Raw genomic sequence first — 16,985 nt, 5'->3', positions numbered from 1 at the left:
GAATATCTGCAATTGTCTGATATTTTATAATATTCGCTTTTAATATACTATTTATGAATCGAAAAACTATCATGATTCCCTTTCGAGAAAGAGAAGGGGTGAGGAGGAAGTTCCTCTTTCTTCTTTTTTCCTGCCTCTTGTCTGTTTCCCTTTCTGCCCAGACCTATCAGGAACTTTCTGAAAAGGCTGTGGAGTGTGTCGGAAAAGACAGTCTGGTACAAGCTGAAGACCTCCTGAAACAAGCTTTGAAACTGGAGCCGAAGAACGCCCATAATGCTCTGCTGTTCTCCAATCTCGGCTTGGTACAACGCAAGTTGGGACGTTATAATGATGCTGTCGAGTCGTATACTTATGCACTCAACATTGCTCCGCTTGCCGTACCTATTTTGTTGAATCGTGCTGCCATTTATCTGGAACAGGGTATGCAGGACAAGGCTTATGTGGACTATTGCCAGGTGATGGATGTAGATAAGAAGAATACGGAGGCGCTGTTGATGAGGGCGTATATTTATATGTTGCGACGGGATTATAAAGGTGCCCGTTTGGATTATCAGCGTTTGCTCGAAATCGATCCGAAGAACTATAACGGACGTCTCGGATTGGGGACTCTGGAACAGAAAGAAAACAAGTTCCGTGAAGCTCTGGATATCCTGAACCAATTACTGGTGGAGTTTCCCGAAGATGCGGTTTTGTATGTGGCTCGTGCCGATGTGGAGCGGGATATGAAACATGATGATCTTGCATTGGTCGATCTGGACGAGGCCATTCGCTTGGCGCCCGACTCGATCGATGCCTATCTGTTGCGGGGTGACATTTATCTCGATCAGAAAAAGAAATCGCTGGCAAAAGCGGACTTCGAAAAAGCTATTTCGCTGGGAGTGCCTCCTGCCGATGTTCACGAACAGATGCAACAATGCAAATAATCCGGAAAAATAAGAGTCCTAAAACTTGACTTTTGTTATTGATTGTCGTATCTTTGTCTGCGTAATCATAAACTATATTCAGATTAAAATACAGTAAAAGGGGGAAGCTGACAGCTTCTCCCTTTTTTCGTACTTATTCTTTTTATCGGCCCGGAAAGCCGGTGTACGTGGGGAAAAGTCAGGTTTGGGGCGGATGAAAGTCTGGCTTTCCAACCCAAACAGAAGGTTGCTTCGACCCGGACAGACGCCATCTTCCGATAAAGATGAAGCTTTGTTCTGCTATATTACAATATATGTTACGGGAATATCTCCTATTGTAATTGGCAGCTCCTCTATTCGGTTAATAAAACATAAAAATACTATTGACAAAATTCAGCTGGGGTTTCCGTTTTTGCTATACGAACTGACGGATCAGGGCAACAAAATCTTTTCCGTACTTTTTCTTTTTATATTCACCAATCCCGTTGATGTTACCGAAGGCTTCGACTGTCGTGGGACGTGACAGACAGAGCAGATGCAATACTTTATCCGACAATACGATGTAAGCCGGGAGTGCCTCCTGATCGGCCAACTGTTTGCGTAATGCGCGCAATGCTTCGAACAGGTCTTCTTCTTTGCTTCTGCTTTCTTCTGCCCATGCTTGTGTGGGGGTGGCTGCACTCTTTTTTCTTCTTTTGGCAGTTGCAGGCTCTTCTCTGCGGATGACAACCAGCATTGCCTTTTTACGGCCGAAAAGAACGTCACTGCCGCTCCCTGTTATTTTCAGGTGATTGTTTTCGTTGTAGGCTATCTCGAAGTAACCCATTTGCAGCATTTGCAACAGATAATCCTGCCAGTCACGTGCGGGGATGTCTCTTCCGGCTCCGAACGTTTTCAATTCTGTATATGCTTTTTCTGTGATTTCAGTCGTTGGGTTTCCCCTTAGAATGTCTATCAGGAGAGTGATGCTTACCTGCTGGTTGGTGCGGGCAATGGCACTTAAGGCTTTCTGGACGATGATGGTGCCGTCGAACCGCTCGGGTGGATTTCGGCATACATCACAGTTGCCACAATCTTCCGTAGTCGTTTCGCCGAAATAACTTAAGAGGATACGCCGCCGGCAGATGTCGGATTCGGCATATTGTTGCATCCGGTTTAATTTTTCCAGATTGATATTCTGTTGGTTACTCTCCGTTGCAAACTTTGTCAGCAGAATCAAGTCACCCAATGAGTAGAACAGGATAGTGTCGCTTGCCATGCCGTCGCGTCCGGCACGGCCGATTTCCTGATAAAAGCTTTCGATGCTTTTAGGTAGGTTATAATGTATCACCCAGCGCACATTTGATTTGTCGATACCCATTCCGAAAGCGATAGTGGCACATACCACCTCTATCCGGTCGTTGATGAAGTCGTCCTGTGTCTCGTCGCGTTGCCGGGCGGACAATCCGGCATGATACACACCGCAACGGATGCCGTGCTTTTGCAGCATCTGTGCCACTGTTTCGGTCTTACTACGGCTCATGCAGTAGACGATTCCGCTTTCCCCCCTGTGACGGGTAATGAAATCTACGATCGCTTTACTTTTCTCCTTGGGTTGATAGCCTCTTTTTACAGACAGGCTCAGGTTGGGGCGGTCGAACGATGAAATAAATATTTGCGGTTGTCTCAATTGCAACTGGCGGACGATATCCTCCCTAGTAATTTTATCTGCCGTAGCAGTCAGGGCGATCATAGGCACATTGGGGAACTGGTTGCGTAAGAATCCCATCCGGGCATATTCCGGGCGGAAGTCATGCCCCCATTGTGAAATACAGTGGGCCTCGTCCACTGCAAACAGTGAGAGAGTCATGTCTCTCAGCAGATAGTCGGCTTCAGACAGTAATTTCTCGGGCGAGATGTAGAGGAGCTTAAGTTGTCCTGAGATGCAGGCTCTGCGTAAGTTGGCATTTTCGGTTTCGTCATTGCTGCTGTTTAGTGCACCTGCCGGTATTCCGTTGGCACGTAGAGTTTCTACCTGATCCTTCATCAGTGAAATAAGGGGCGAAATAACAATGGCTGTGCCTTCCATAAGCAGAGCCGGAAGCTGATAGCAGATTGATTTGCCTCCCCCCGTAGGCATCAATACCAGTGAGTCTTTTTTACTTATCAGGTTGTGGATGATCTCTTCCTGCAAAGGACGGAAGCTATCATAACCGAAATAAGTTTTGAGGGTCTGTATCATTTGATATTTTTCGTTCATCTTTCGGGCAAAGGTACGCTTTATTTTCGGGTTATTAAAAGTTAAATATTCTTATTAACGGCCCTTTTTACCTACTTTTCGACGATTTTGATTGTTTTTATATCAAAAATATATACGAAAAAGTTGTGTATATCAAAATAATGTATGAAATTTGTGACATCTAAAGTTACAAATTAATAGTGATATTTAAAAACAAACCCTAACCAGTTAATTCAATGAGTGATTTAGAAAACAAAACCCAGGAAGAAACTCCTAAAAAACGCCCTTACAATTTAAGGGAGAAAAAAGAAAAGAAAGCTGCTTACCGGTCTTTGATCAGACCCGAATTGGCAGATGAATTGTACGACAGAATCCTGAACATCATTGTTGTACAGAAGAAGTACAGAGACCCGGACTATTCAGCTAAGGATTTGGCTAAGGAACTGAAAACCAATACCCGTTATCTTTCAGCTGTAGTTAATTCTCGCTTTGGTATGAACTATTCTTGCCTGCTGAACGAGTACAGAGTAAAAGATGCTTTGCACTTGTTGACGGATAAAAGATATGCCGACAAGAATGTAGAGGAAATCAGTGCGATGGTTGGTTTCGCTAACCGTCAGTCTTTTTACGCTGCATTTTATAAAAACGTAGGTGAAACACCCAACGGATATCGTAAAAAACACGCAGAAAAAAAGAAATAATTGCATTTCTTGAAACGGAATAAAAAGGAATTATCTCAGGCTATGTCTTTGAGATATTTCCTTTTTTGTTTTATAACCATAATGTCTAAAGTATGAAGAAACATTTAATTTCAATGGCTGCAACCGTAATCTTGTTGACTGCTTGCGGCGGCGCCAAAAAAACAAACACTGCTGAGGCAGATAATTTTAAATATACAGTGGAACAATTTGCAGACTTACAGATATTACGCTATCGCGTACCCGGATTTGAGAATTTAACTCTCAAACAAAAAGAGCTGGTATACTATCTGACTCAAGCTGCGCTCGAAGGAAGGGATATCCTGTTCGATCAGAACGGAAAATACAATCTTACCATCCGGAGGATGCTTGAGACGATCTATACGGATTATGCGGGTGACAGAAACAGCCCGGACTTTGTGAATCTGACCACCTATCTGAAGCGTGTGTGGTTCTCGAACGGTATTCATCACCATTATGGCTCGGAGAAGTTTGTTCCGGGCTTTACACCGGAGTTTCTGAAGCAGGCATTGCTTAGTGTTGACGCTTCGAAGCTCCCTTTGGCTCAAGGGCAGACGGTAGAACAACTTTTTGAAGAACTGTCTCCCGTGATCTTCGATCCGAAGGTAATGCCGAAACGTGTGAATCAGGCCGATGGTGAAGACTTGGTGCTGACTTCGGCCAGCAATTACTATGACGGGGTGACTCAGCAGGAGGCTGAGGCTTTTTATAATGCGTTGAAGAATCCTAAAGACGAAACTCCTGTCTCTTACGGGCTGAACAGCCGTTTGGTGAAAGAAGACGGAAAAATAATAGAGAAGGTCTGGAAAGTAGGGGGACTCTATACTCAGGCTATCGAGAAGATTGTGTATTGGCTGAAGAAAGCTGAAGGAGTGGCCGAAGACGATGCTCAGAAAGCGGCTATCGGCAAGTTGATTGAATATTATGAGACCGGTGATCTGAAGACGTTTGACGAATATGCCATTCTTTGGGTGAAGGATCTGAATTCCCGTGTTGACTTCACAAACGGATTTACCGAAAGTTATGGTGATCCGCTTGGCATGAAAGCCAGTTGGGAGTCGATTGTGAATTTTAAAGATCTGGAGGCCACCCGTCGGACAGAACTGATAAGCAGTAATGCCCAATGGTTCGAAGATCACTCACCTGTGGACAAACAGTTTAAAAAGGAAAAGGTGAAAGGAGTAACTGCCAAAGTAATCACTGCCGCTATCTTGGGAGGAGATTTATATCCCTCGACTGCCATTGGCATCAACTTGCCCAATTCTAACTGGATTCGCAGTCATCACGGTTCCAAGTCGGTGACTATCGGGAATATTACCGATGCTTATAATAAGGCGGCCCACGGAAACGGGTTCAACGAGGAGTTTGTGTACAGTGACACAGAAAAGCAGCTGATTGATAAATATGCCGATCTGACGGGTGAACTGCATACCGACCTGCACGAATGCCTGGGACACGGTTCCGGAAAGTTGCTTCCGGGAGTCGATCCGGATGCATTGAAAGCCTATGGCTCTACAATAGAAGAGGCACGTGCCGATCTGTTCGGTCTTTATTATGTAGCTGATCCCAAACTGCTGGAGTTGGGACTGGTGCCGAGTGAAGATGCTTATAAGGCCGAATATTATACTTATCTGATGAATGGACTCATGACCCAGTTGGTGCGTATCGAGCCGGGCAACAGTGTTGAAGAGGCGCATATGCGTAATCGTCAGCTTATTGCCCGTTGGGTATTTGAGAAAGGAAAGGCTGATAAAGTGGTGGAAATGGTACAGAAAGATGGAAAGACTTATGTCGTAGTAAACGATTATCAGAAGCTTCGTCATCTGTTCGGCGAACTGCTGGCCGAGATACAACGTATCAAGTCTACCGGAGACTTTGACGCAGCCCGCTCATTGGTGGAGACCTATGCCGTGAAAGTAGACCCGGAACTTCATTCCGAAGTATTGACTCGTTATAAAAAATTGAACCTGGCACCTTATAAGGGATTTGTGAATCCGAGATACGATGCGGTCATTGACGAGCAGGGAAATATAGTAGATGTACAAGTAACCTATGATGAAGGCTATGCCGAGCAGATGCTGCGTTATAGCAGGGACTATTCGCCGCTGCCTTCTATAAATGATTAACTTATGGACGTAAAAGAACAACTGAAAGATATAAAAACACAGCTCCGCCTCTCTATGAACGGAGTCGTGTCTCAAAGCATGCGTGAAAAGGGGCTGGACTATAAACTGAACTTTGGTGTTGAATTGCCCCGTATCAAAAGCATTGCTGCCGCTTACGAGAAGAGTCATGATCTGGCACAAGCCTTGTGGAAAGAGAATATCCGTGAATGTAAGATTCTGGCAGGCTTATTACAGCCGATAGATACTTTCTTTCCCGAGATAGCCGATATTTGGGTAGAGGATATTCGGAATATTGAGATAGCTGAACTGACATGTATGAATCTGTTTCAAAATTTGCCTTATGCTCCGGCGAAAACTTTCCAATGGATTGCGGATGAGGCGGAATATACACAAGTGTGTGGCTATCTCACCATAGCCCGGTTGCTGATGAAAAAGGGAGATATGGCCCAGCGTCCTGCCGGTGAGTTGCTCGATCAGGCGATTTGTGCCGTACAGTCAGGGAGTTATCATGTTCGCAATGCGGCAATGCTTGCCATCCGTAAGTATATGCAGCATAGTGAGGAACATGCTTTTCAAGTTTGCCGTCTGGTAGAAGGCATGGAGAACTCTGAAAAAGAGGCGGAACAGATGCTGTATGCGATGGTGAAAGCCGAGATAAACGATTGATTATAAATGACGGATAGTGAACAATAAACGGGTGGTATTGATTACGAATATACCCTTTATTGTTCACCATTCATCGTTTTTATATACTGTCTTCTGTCTATTGTTCCTTTATCGGTTCTACAATTGTCACATTGCTGATAAATACGCTGTCATATCTTTTATGTCCTTTTGCCCAGCGGTTGTTATCATAACAATCAATAAAACGGAGGTTCAGGTCCTTTCGGATAGAATCCGGAATCAGCAGTTCCGCCGGCTTTTGTGAGATAAGGACGAACGGCAGCGCTTTTATGATCTCTTCTTTATTGGTTAAATCCATGTCCCCGATCTTTTTATGTGCTTCGTATACCAGTTCGATGCGCAACACTTCGTCTTTACTGTGGTAAAACGGTAAAGGTTGTAGTTCCGGATTCTCTCGGGTAGCACTGATACTTTTGGGATCCGAGTTGCTCACAAAACTTCCTATATAAGGCATCACAAATAGTTCGGCAACAGCAAATAACGCCACGATTCCCATCAGGAAGGAAAAGGGCTGAAGTTTGAAAGCAGATCGGAATAGCCATACTGCTACTGTCAGGAACAATACGACCAACCATACGAACATTCCCGTTCCCATCCGTCCTTCCCGGTACATGAATAGATAAAGCGCTATAGGTAGGGCCAATGCGGCTACTACAATCAAGTAAGCATTGATGCGGTAGAGTACCCTATCCTTAAGTTGTGGCATTTTTTGTTTTGCCTGCCGAATCCAATATACAAATAGATGTCCCATTGTCAGGGCTGCGGGCAACAATATCGGGAGCAGATAGCGTGTTTTCTTTTCCGGAAGCAGGGACAAAAAGAAAAGGATCAGTAACATCCAGCTCAGACAGAACAGATATTCTTTAGATGATTCTACTCGCTTCTTCCAGAAGGGTACTAAAAGAGTGGTCAGTGTCAGCAGTGACCATACACCCGTCTCCAAAAAGAATTGCCAGTAATAATACCAGGAACGTACGTTGTGATTACTCCAGGAAGAAGACTCTTTGTGAAACACGTAGGAAGCCATCTCTTGATGATAGATATAAATATAGGCATACCACCAAGTGCTGAGTACGATGCCGATGAGAATCATGACAGCGAGTGCAATCCACTTTCCTTTCATTTGAGTCTCTTTGCGGTAATATAAGATGTAGGCACATACGAACGGGAGAAGCAGGGCATAGAAAGATACGGGACCCTTGCCGAGAAAAGATAATCCCATAAAAATACCTGCACCGATAAAATAAGTCCACTTGCATGGATTCTGCCTTAAAGCAAGATAAAGATAATAAATGGCTCCCATCATGAACGCATGGCAGTAGATATCCCAGGTAGCCGTACGTCCCATCAGAATAATGTTATACGAAGTACATAAGACGAGCGAAGATACCAGGGCATAGGTTCGGTTGTCGGTTAGCTTGGTGGCGAATTTATAAAAAAAGAGTACTAACATGACAGCGGCAAATCCGGCCATGGCGCGTTGTAAAGGAAGGTTGTCTGGCGAAATCATTTCGGTTATGGCAGCAATCCAGGTGGGGAGAGGAGGCTTTTCCAATCTTAATTCTCCGTTCATGGTTGGCACCAGCCAATTATGATCGTATACCATCTCACGTGCAGTGATGATATTTCTCGACTCCATGATATCTGCAAAGATAGCTCCATTGTTAATGAAGAAAGAACAGCAGAAAACGAGAAGGAGGAGAGGCAAGTGCCAGCGATAGTTTTGTGTAAAGGGGACTCTTGTCATAAAACATTTTTTTAGTGGTTGGCTGCAAATTTACAGATATATTTTTGCTTTCCGCAAAAAACAATTAACTTTGTTGGCGCTAAAACGGCGCCGATATGGAAACTCAAAATGTGAAAGATACGGTACGGCAGATATTCACAGAATATCTAAATGCGAACGGACATCGCAAGACTCCTGAACGTTATGCGATACTGGACACCATATACTCCATTGACGGGCATTTCGATATCGATATGCTGTATTCACAGATGATGAATCAGGAGAATTTCAGGGTGAGCAGAGCTACGCTTTATAACACCATCATCTTACTTATCAATGCCCGGCTGGTTATCAAACATCAGTTCGGTACTTCCTCCCAATACGAAAAATCATATAATCGCGAGACGCATCATCACCAGATATGTACACAATGCGGCAAGGTCACCGAGTTTCAGAACGAGGCTTTGCAGAACGCGATTGAAAACACCAAATTAAGTAAATTCCAACTTTCGCATTACTCCTTATATATATATGGTATATGTAGTAAATGCGACAGGGCAAATAAGAGAAAAAGAGTAAATAACAACAATAAAAAAGAAAAATGAAAGTAGATGTTCTATTAGGATTACAATGGGGCGACGAAGGTAAAGGAAAAGTTGTCGACGTCTTAACTCCGAAATACGATGTGGTTGCACGTTTCCAGGGTGGCCCGAATGCCGGTCATACACTTGAATTCGAAGGACAGAAATATGTGCTTCGTTCCATTCCTTCAGGTATCTTCCAGGGGGACAAGGTAAATATCATCGGTAACGGTGTTGTGCTCGATCCGGCTTTGTTCAAAGCTGAGGCAGAAGCGCTGGAGGCATCGGGACATAACCTCAAGGAGAGACTGCATATTTCGAAGAAAGCGCACCTCATTTTGCCTACACACCGTATTTTGGATGCGGCTTATGAAGCTGCCAAAGGCGATGCTAAGGTAGGAACTACCGGAAAAGGTATCGGTCCGACTTATACGGATAAAGTGAGCCGTAATGGCGTTCGTGTAGGTGATATCCTGCATAACTTTGAACAGAAATATGCTGCGGCAAAAGCTCGCCACGAACAGATCCTGAAAGGTTTGAACTATGAAGATGATTTGACAGAACTTGAAAAAGCCTGGTTCGAAGGAATCGAATACTTGAAACAATTCCAGTTGGTGGATAGTGAACATGAAATAAACGGTTTGCTCGATAACGGCAAATCCATTCTTTGCGAAGGTGCTCAGGGTACTATGCTGGATATTGATTTTGGCTCTTATCCGTTCGTAACTTCTTCGAACACAGTTTGTGCAGGTGCATGCACAGGTTTGGGGGTTGCTCCGAATAAGATCGGTGATGTATATGGTATCTTTAAAGCTTATTGCACACGTGTAGGTTCGGGGCCGTTCCCGACAGAGTTGTTCGATAAGACAGGGGATCAGATTTGTACACTTGGCCACGAGTTTGGTTCGGTAACCGGACGTAAACGCCGCTGCGGATGGGTGGATCTGGTTGCACTGAAGTATTCTATTATGGTTAACGGTGTCACTAAGCTGATCATGATGAAGAGCGACGTACTCGATACGTTCGAAACGATCAAAGCTTGTGTTGCTTACAAGATGAATGGTGAAGAGATCGATTACTTCCCTTACGACATAACCGATGAGGTAGAGCCGATCTATGTGGAACTTCCTGGATGGCAGACTGATATGACAAAAATGCAGAGTGAAGATGAATTCCCTGAAGAATTCAATGCTTATCTTTCATTCCTTGAAGAACAGTTGGGCGTACAGATCAAGATTGTGTCGGTAGGTCCTGACCGCGAACAAACTATCATTAGATATACAGAAGAATAAGAAAGCCTCACCTTTCTCCCTTTTTTGTGGAGAAGGAAAAGCAGACTTTATAAAAAGCATTGATTTAAAATGAGGCCTTTCTTCCTCCCTCTCTTTCCGGAGAGGCCCGAAGTGAGGCCTTTTTATTTATAATACTTATGAAGAAACATTTTATTACGTTTTTGCTATTAGTGGGAATGACAGCTTCCCTGACAGCACAGCAAAAGTATCAATCGACAGAGGCTAACCTGAAAGCCCGGAGTGAATTTCAGGACAATAAGTTTGGAATCTTCCTTCATTGGGGACTCTATGCCATGCTCGCTACCGGAGAGTGGACGATGACAAACAATAACCTGAATTATAAAGAGTATGCCAAACTGGCCGGGGGATTCTATCCTTCGAAGTTTGATGCAGACAAATGGGTAGCAGCCATCAAGGCTTCCGGAGCTAAATATATTTGCTTCACTACTCGTCATCACGAGGGATTCTCGATGTTCGATACCAAGTACTCTGATTATAACATTGTAAAAGCGACTCCTTTCAAACGTGATGTGGTGAAGGAGCTGGCCGATGCATGTGCCAAACATGGCATCAAACTTCACTTCTATTATTCACATATAGACTGGTATCGTGAAGATGCTCCTCAGGGAAGAACCGGACGTAGAACCGGACGTCCCAATCCGAAAGGAGATTGGAAGAGCTATTATCAGTTTATGAATAATCAGCTGACAGAGCTGCTGACTAATTATGGTCCGATCGGCGCTATCTGGTTTGACGGTTGGTGGGATCAGGACATCAATCCCGATTTCGATTGGGAACTTCCCGAGCAATATGCACTTATTCATCGTTTGCAGCCGGCTTGCCTGGTAGGTAACAACCACCATCAGACACCTTTTGCCGGAGAAGATATTCAAATCTTCGAGCGTGATTTGCCGGGAGAGAATACTGCAGGACTTTCGGGACAAAGCGTCAGCCATCTGCCTCTTGAAACATGTGAGACCATGAATGGTATGTGGGGATATAAGATTACAGATCAGAATTATAAATCGACTAAAACTTTGATTCACTATCTGGTGAAAGCTGCCGGTAAAGATGCAAATCTGTTGATGAACATCGGTCCGCAACCTGATGGTGAACTTCCGGAAGTGGCCGTTCAGCGCTTGAAGGAAGTGGGAGAGTGGATGTCGAAATATGGTGAAACTATTTATGGAACCAGAGGCGGTCTGGTTGCTCCGCATGATTGGGGAGTAACGACTCAAAAAGGCAATAAACTTTATGTACACATTCTTAATTTACAGGATAAGGCACTCTTCTTGCCTATTGTCGATAAGAAAGTGAAAAAGGCGGTGGTCTTTGCTGACAAAACACCGGTACGTTTCACAAAGAATAAGGAAGGAATTGTACTGGAACTTGCTAAAGTTCCAACGGATGTAGACTACGTGGTAGAACTTACAATTGACTAATTTTTAGCTAATTCTTCATAAAAGCGATGTACGGTAAACTCCCTGTACGTCGCTTTTGTTTATTTTTGGCAAGCTATTTGTATGATAACACATATATAACAATTAAATAAGAAAGAATATGGTAATAGGATTTCAATGGATTATTTTTATTGGCATTGCTCTCGTTAGCTGGCTGGTGCAGATGAATCTGCAGAACAAGTTCAAAAAATACTCCAAGATACCGACAGGAAATGGAATGACAGGACGCGACGTAGCTATTAAAATGTTACAAGATAACGGAATATACGATGTTCAGGTGACTCATACTCCCGGACAGTTGACCGATCATTATAATCCTGCCAATAAGACAGTGAATCTGAGTGAAGGAGTATATGACAGTAACAGTATCATGGCCGCTGCCGTAGCTGCTCACGAGTGTGGACATGCGGTGCAGCATGCGCGGGCTTATGCACCCTTGACACTGCGCAGCAAGCTGGTACCGGTCGTTTCGTTCGCTTCTCAGTGGATGACATGGTTGTTGCTTGCCGGTATTTTGCTGTTAGAGCCTTTCCCTCAGTTGTTGTTTGCCGGCATTATCTTGTTTGCTATGACTACGTTATTCAGTTTTATCACCCTTCCGGTGGAGATCGATGCAAGTAAGCGTGCATTGGTATGGCTGAGTGCTTCAGGTATAACGAATTCATATAATCATAGACAGGCAGAAGATGCCCTTCGTTCAGCCGCTTATACTTATGTAGTTGCTGCCCTTGGTTCGTTGGCTACACTGATTTACTACATTATGATATTTATGGGACGTAGAGAGTGATCTTTCATCTATACACAATAAAAGAGGCTCCGTAGATTTTTCTGCGGAGCCTCTTTTATTGTGTATAGGGAAGTGTTTTTTTTATGTTCTAAATGTTGATAGTCTCTTTTTATATATATCTTTGTAAATGCCGATGGTGGAGATCGGGTATATAGTAAAAAATCAAATACCAATCAATATGGTCCTTATCTTATAACCCTGAGAGGACAAAACGTTTTTGCATATCGCGTGGTAACAGAAACATCCTGTTTTGGAGTTAGAGTGATAAACTGTACATTAGGTATAACCGAAAGTTGGGTTCCGGTAGATTGAGAAGTATGAAAATTAGAACAGCCTTTTTTATATTTTGCATTTCTTTATTGTTGGGGGCCTGTAGTCATGTTGCTACAGAGTCTCGGGTGCAGCCGGTTTCTTTTGAAGTCGGTTCTTCTATGATAGCTGATACGTTTTTCTTAGATAGCTTATCTCTTTTTATGCCCGAAACAAATGAAGAAGCTTTAATAAATAACATTGATAGAGTCTATGAATCTAACGGACGATATTTTATTCTGGATAAGCGGATGAAGCAGGTGCTTTGTTATACTCTTTCCGGGAAACATTTATTTACGATACATGCTGTGGGGAATGGGAAGGGAGAGTATGTTGACCTGTTCGATATCGCTATTAATGAAGCAGAAAATAAATTGTTGCTTTTAACCTATCCTTCGCAAATTCTTTACTATGATTTGGAGGGTACATACCTGTCTTCTTATCCATTAGACGATATGTATCAATCTTTTGCCGTGGATAAAGGATTTATCTATTTGCGGAATGATACTTATGCTAATGGAGTGGTATCAGATTATTCTCTGATAGTGATTAATAAGGAAACGGGTAAACAAACTTCTTTATTAGAACCTTTATACGAAACAGCACCGTTTTGTTCTTCTGGTAATTACCAAATTACGAATACTGCCTCAGTGCTATTTACCCGTAAGTTTGACAATCATATATATCGGATAACGGGAGAATCGATTGAACCACTTTATATGGTAGATTGGAAAGATAAGGCTTTTCCGGAGAGTGATAAGCAGCGTCAGTTCCAATGTAATGATTTGAATCAGTTCTGTTATCAAGGAAAATATGTATATACTATGACTGATTTATGTGATACTCCTTCCTATTTGTTGTTTAGAACCAACCAACCTGGCATGTGTTTGCTTTCAAAAGCCACTAGTACAGTGAACAATTATCAGGTAATTATCAATACGGATTATCAGTTGCCTTTGCCCAATTATATGTCGGTAGAGGGAAAACAAAGTTGGATTTTCTTCATTTATTCATCTGAAGTACTATGCGAGCAAAAGAAATTGTCTGCTGAAGAAGATATTAATGAAAAAATGTCCAGTTTGCTAGGGCAGATAAAGGAGGGAGACAATCCGGTTATTTTTACATATCATGTGAAGTAAGTCGTTTAAAGGTTGCCCCAAACATCATAGATTCTATAAATGGCGTTTTAGAGTTGATGTTGTCTATGACGCTTGAGGATAATATCGTTTGGTCTTTTAGGCTTATTCTTGATAAGGTGATTGCCAGAAGTAAGAGTCATTATGTGAGTCGTAGGCGGTGGCACCGGGCTTTCCATTGCTACTGTATCCTTCCGGAACTAACGAGATATACATCGGCCACTTTTTGCCCGGATAGTTTGTTTCTGCGTTATATTCGCTTTGCAGAGGGCAAGTTACGTAATACAGGTTCTTGGCCATATAGTAATCCAGATAATACTCTTTGGTCTGCTTATTCTTATTATTCCAGTTTGCGTCTTCGTTTAGTACAACGGGTTGATTGTTGCGGAGGCGTTCGCGCACTTCACCAATGCCCAGAAGGTTTCCTTTTTCATCTGTTACATAAGCGTTGAATGTCGGGTCCATCCATAACCATTTGTCGAGGGTGTTGGAGTAGACCGCATTGATGACGTGGCAATCGTTGATCATCACTTTGGGCATACAGGTGATGAAACGGGATTTGAATCCCATAGCCAGATAGCACTCGTTCAGCATTTGTGCCATCATCCGGCAGTTTACGCCCCGGTTCTCCTTTTTGCAAAGTTCTACCATGGCTATTGTGTTCCGCTCTTCCGGATTACGTGAATTGCCATCATGCGGAACTATGTTGTGAACCCAGTAGAGAAGGTTTTTGATTTTAGAGATCTCGTCTCCGCTTCCGGCGATGCTATCCAGGTTGAAATGTTTCCGTAACTGTACCAGATTACTGTCGTTAGGATTCATGTAGGTGAAGCGGGGTAGAGTGTCAGTTACTGATTCATTATAACATATCGGTTTTGTTTCAGTTCTGTTGTATCCTTCGGCTTGTTGCAGAATATACAGATAGTCACTGTCCAGACGCATTTTAGCCATTATTTCCAGATACTTCTTCTCTTTACGTAAATTGTCGATGTCACTGTCACCTTTAGCATGGTTGTAATCATTCCATCCGGAGTTGAAAGCCTTCTCAAAGTTTTTTAGGGCTGCCTTTTTCTTTCCCTGAAGTGCCTGATAGCAAGCAAGGTCGTAATAAACCAATCCTGTTATATTTTTTGCATTTTCCTGAAGTTGTTGAGGCAATCCTTGATACAACTTCAGTTTCTCCCAATTTAATTTCTCGGCCTTTTTGTAATCTTTCTGTTTGCGGGCGTTTGCTACTTCCTGAGTGAGTGCGCTGTACTTTCTCTCAAATTCTTTTTTTTCGTTGTTTTGTGCCATTCCCGATAGTCCAAGGCATAACATTGTAATGATCAAAAAAACTGTTTTCATATGATTTCTGTTAGATAATGTGATTTCTTTGTCTTTCAGAAAGCAAATAGTATACCAAATTAATAAATATCTCTTATTGAGCAGAATGGCATTAAAAAGTATTGTCCGAAAATGAACAGTCTTAACGGAACCGGACACCGGATACATTTGCTTACAGATTCACAGAAAGTCTGTGGTTTCTGTTTCAATAATCAATTATTTCATATAACTTTGCAACTCAATTCAATAAAACAGTTAGAACAATGGCAGCAAAACCAGGTATACCTAAAGGAACACGTGATTTTTCGCCCGTAGAGATGGCGAAGCGTAACTACATATTCAATACCATTCGTGACGTTTATCATCTGTATGGTTTCCAGCAGATAGAAACTCCTTCTATGGAGATGCTTTCTACCCTGATGGGGAAATATGGTGAAGAAGGTGACAAACTACTTTTTAAGATTCAGAATTCCGGTGATTATTTTTCAGGCATTACTGACGAAGAGCTGTTGAGTCGCAATGCGGCTAAGCTGGCAAGTAAATTCTGTGAAAAAGGTTTGCGTTATGACCTCACAGTGCCTTTCGCCCGTTATGTAGTGATGCACCGTGACGAAATTACTTTCCCTTTCAAACGTTATCAGATTCAGCCCGTATGGCGTGCCGACCGTCCTCAGAAAGGACGTTACCGTGAGTTTTACCAATGTGATGCTGATGTCGTAGGCAGTGATTCATTGCTGAACGAAGTTGAATTGATGCAGATTGTTGATACGGTGTTTACCCGTTTCGGTATCCGCGTTTGCATTAAAATCAATAATCGTAAGATTCTGACCGGTATTGCCGAAATCATAGGAGAGGCGGATAAAATAGTAGATATTACAGTAGCAATCGATAAACTGGATAAAATCGGTTTGGACAATGTCAATAAAGAGCTGGCCGAGAAGGGTATCAGTGAAGAGGCTATTGCCAAACTGCAACCTATCATTCTTCTGAGTGGAACCAATGCTGAGAAGTTGGCTACACTGAAGACTGTACTTTCCGATAGCGAAACAGGTTTGAAGGGAGTGGAAGAGAGTGAGTTTATTTTGAATACCCTTCAAACGATGGGACTGAAAAACGAAATAGAGCTTGACTTGACATTGGCACGTGGATTGAATTACTATACAGGTGCTATTTTTGAGGTGAAGGCGCTTGATGTGCAGATTGGCAGTATCACCGGTGGAGGTCGTTACGATAACCTGACTGGTGTATTCGGTATGGCAGGGGTATCGGGCGTAGGTATTTCGTTTGGTGCCGACCGTATTTTCGATGTGCTCAACCAGTTGGAACTGTATCCGAAGGAGGCCGTTAATGGAACTCAGCTTCTGTTTATTAACTTCGGTGAGAAAGAAGCTGCTTTTTCTATGGGTATTCTGTCTAAGGCCCGCGCAGCCGGTATTCGTGCCGAGATATTTCCCGACGCTGCGAAAATGAAGAAACAGATGAGTTATGCAAATGTTAAGAACATTCCTTTCGTTGCTATCGTAGGTGAGAATGAAATGAATGAGGGAAAAGCTATGCTGAAAAATATGGAAAGCGGTGAACAGCAATTGGTTACTGCTGAAGAACTGATTGGCGCTTTAACAAAATAAGGAAAATGCCCTTACCTTTTTAAAACCGGGGACTGTTGGTGTAAAAAAGGTAAGGAGATAAAAGGAACGGGACCTTGGTTTAAAACCAAAG

13 protein-coding genes are annotated in these 16,985 nt (G+C 42.9%); 10 read left to right on the top strand and 3 right to left on the bottom strand.

The window, feature by feature from the left end:
• Window positions 1-71: 71 nt before the first annotated feature.
• Window positions 72-923 carry a tetratricopeptide repeat protein gene (locus tag BSHG_RS02405; protein ID WP_008661311.1) on the top strand — a complete coding sequence of 284 codons (852 nt, stop codon included), beginning with the start codon at window positions 72-74 and terminating at the stop codon, window positions 921-923.
• Between the two features lie 394 nt (window positions 924-1,317).
• On the opposite strand, the gene recQ is transcribed toward BSHG_RS02405, so the two are convergent.
• Window positions 1,318-3,123: a DNA helicase RecQ gene (recQ, locus tag BSHG_RS02410; protein ID WP_008661309.1), complete on the bottom strand. Its 1,806-nt coding sequence runs from the start codon at window positions 3,121-3,123 to the stop codon at window positions 1,318-1,320.
• 233 nt (window positions 3,124-3,356) lie between these two features.
• On the opposite strand from recQ, the gene BSHG_RS02415 reads away from it, so the two are divergent.
• The 3 genes from BSHG_RS02415 (at window position 3,357) to BSHG_RS02425 (ending at window position 6,631) form a co-directional block, all read left to right on the top strand.
• Window positions 3,357-3,821 carry a helix-turn-helix domain-containing protein gene (locus tag BSHG_RS02415; RefSeq protein ID WP_005789808.1) on the top strand — a complete coding sequence of 155 codons (465 nt, stop codon included), beginning with the start codon at window positions 3,357-3,359 and terminating at the stop codon, window positions 3,819-3,821.
• Window positions 3,822-3,913: 92 nt separating this feature from the next.
• A complete protein-coding gene (locus BSHG_RS02420) occupies window positions 3,914-5,965 on the top strand; it encodes a dipeptidyl-peptidase 3 family protein (protein ID WP_008661306.1) in 2,052 nt (683 codons plus the stop codon).
• Between the two features lie 3 nt (window positions 5,966-5,968).
• Complete coding sequence (locus BSHG_RS02425; protein WP_008661304.1) at window positions 5,969-6,631, top strand: DNA alkylation repair protein; 663 nt, start codon at window positions 5,969-5,971, stop codon at window positions 6,629-6,631.
• Between the two features lie 97 nt (window positions 6,632-6,728).
• Here the strand turns inward: BSHG_RS02425 and BSHG_RS02430 are convergent, their stop codons facing one another.
• Window positions 6,729-8,396: an ArnT family glycosyltransferase gene (locus BSHG_RS02430; protein WP_008661302.1), complete on the bottom strand. Its 1,668-nt coding sequence runs from the start codon at window positions 8,394-8,396 to the stop codon at window positions 6,729-6,731.
• A gap of 95 nt (window positions 8,397-8,491) precedes the next feature.
• Here BSHG_RS02430 and BSHG_RS02435 point away from each other — a divergent pair, with 95 nt between their 5' ends.
• The 5 genes from BSHG_RS02435 (at window position 8,492) to BSHG_RS02455 (ending at window position 13,943) form a co-directional block, all read left to right on the top strand.
• Entirely contained in the window at window positions 8,492-8,980 is a 489-nt protein-coding gene (locus BSHG_RS02435) for a Fur family transcriptional regulator (RefSeq protein WP_005789793.1), read from the top strand.
• On the top strand, window positions 8,977-10,248 hold the full coding sequence (locus BSHG_RS02440; protein WP_008661298.1) for an adenylosuccinate synthase: 1,272 nt from the start codon (window positions 8,977-8,979) through the stop codon (window positions 10,246-10,248). The genes BSHG_RS02435 and BSHG_RS02440 overlap by 4 nt, the downstream gene beginning before the upstream one ends.
• Window positions 10,249-10,385: 137 nt before the next feature.
• On the top strand, window positions 10,386-11,690 hold the full coding sequence (locus tag BSHG_RS02445; protein WP_008661295.1) for an alpha-L-fucosidase: 1,305 nt from the start codon (window positions 10,386-10,388) through the stop codon (window positions 11,688-11,690).
• Window positions 11,691-11,808: 118 nt separating this feature from the next.
• Window positions 11,809-12,495, top strand: a complete 687-nt coding sequence (locus BSHG_RS02450) for a zinc metallopeptidase (protein WP_005789787.1) — start codon at window positions 11,809-11,811, stop codon at window positions 12,493-12,495.
• A gap of 317 nt (window positions 12,496-12,812) precedes the next feature.
• Window positions 12,813-13,943 carry a 6-bladed beta-propeller gene (locus tag BSHG_RS02455; RefSeq protein ID WP_080698864.1) on the top strand — a complete coding sequence of 377 codons (1,131 nt, stop codon included), beginning with the start codon at window positions 12,813-12,815 and terminating at the stop codon, window positions 13,941-13,943.
• A gap of 102 nt (window positions 13,944-14,045) precedes the next feature.
• On the opposite strand, the gene BSHG_RS02460 is transcribed toward BSHG_RS02455, so the two are convergent.
• On the bottom strand, window positions 14,046-15,434 hold the full coding sequence (locus BSHG_RS02460) for a TPR end-of-group domain-containing protein (protein ID WP_005789783.1): 1,389 nt from the start codon (window positions 15,432-15,434) through the stop codon (window positions 14,046-14,048).
• Between the two features lie 95 nt (window positions 15,435-15,529).
• Between BSHG_RS02460 and hisS the strand changes: the two genes are divergently transcribed.
• Window positions 15,530-16,894 (top strand): histidine--tRNA ligase, encoded by a 1,365-nt coding sequence (hisS, locus tag BSHG_RS02465; protein ID WP_008661288.1) that lies wholly within the window; start codon window positions 15,530-15,532, stop codon window positions 16,892-16,894.
• Window positions 16,895-16,985: the final 91 nt, after the last annotated feature.

It is taken from the genome of Bacteroides sp. 3_2_5, assembly GCF_000159855.2.
In the GTDB taxonomy this organism is placed as follows: Bacteria; Bacteroidota; Bacteroidia; order Bacteroidales; family Bacteroidaceae; genus Bacteroides; species Bacteroides fragilis.
This window is presented reverse-complemented; position numbering and strand designations above follow the sequence as displayed.

Coding starts and splice junctions, on each gene's coding strand:
- BSHG_RS02405 (WP_008661311.1), top strand. CDS start 72: ATGATTCCCTTTCGAGAAAGAGAAGGGGTGAGGAGGAAGTTCCTCTTT.
- recQ (WP_008661309.1), bottom strand. CDS start 3,123: ATGATACAGACCCTCAAAACTTATTTCGGTTATGATAGCTTCCGTCCT.
- BSHG_RS02415 (WP_005789808.1), top strand. CDS start 3,357: ATGAGTGATTTAGAAAACAAAACCCAGGAAGAAACTCCTAAAAAACGC.
- BSHG_RS02420 (WP_008661306.1), top strand. CDS start 3,914: ATGAAGAAACATTTAATTTCAATGGCTGCAACCGTAATCTTGTTGACT.
- BSHG_RS02425 (WP_008661304.1), top strand. CDS start 5,969: ATGGACGTAAAAGAACAACTGAAAGATATAAAAACACAGCTCCGCCTC.
- BSHG_RS02430 (WP_008661302.1), bottom strand. CDS start 8,396: ATGACAAGAGTCCCCTTTACACAAAACTATCGCTGGCACTTGCCTCTC.
- BSHG_RS02435 (WP_005789793.1), top strand. CDS start 8,492: ATGGAAACTCAAAATGTGAAAGATACGGTACGGCAGATATTCACAGAA.
- BSHG_RS02440 (WP_008661298.1), top strand. CDS start 8,977: ATGAAAGTAGATGTTCTATTAGGATTACAATGGGGCGACGAAGGTAAA.
- BSHG_RS02445 (WP_008661295.1), top strand. CDS start 10,386: ATGAAGAAACATTTTATTACGTTTTTGCTATTAGTGGGAATGACAGCT.
- BSHG_RS02450 (WP_005789787.1), top strand. CDS start 11,809: ATGGTAATAGGATTTCAATGGATTATTTTTATTGGCATTGCTCTCGTT.
- BSHG_RS02455 (WP_080698864.1), top strand. CDS start 12,813: ATGAAAATTAGAACAGCCTTTTTTATATTTTGCATTTCTTTATTGTTG.
- BSHG_RS02460 (WP_005789783.1), bottom strand. CDS start 15,434: ATGTATCCGGTGTCCGGTTCCGTTAAGACTGTTCATTTTCGGACAATA.
- hisS (WP_008661288.1), top strand. CDS start 15,530: ATGGCAGCAAAACCAGGTATACCTAAAGGAACACGTGATTTTTCGCCC.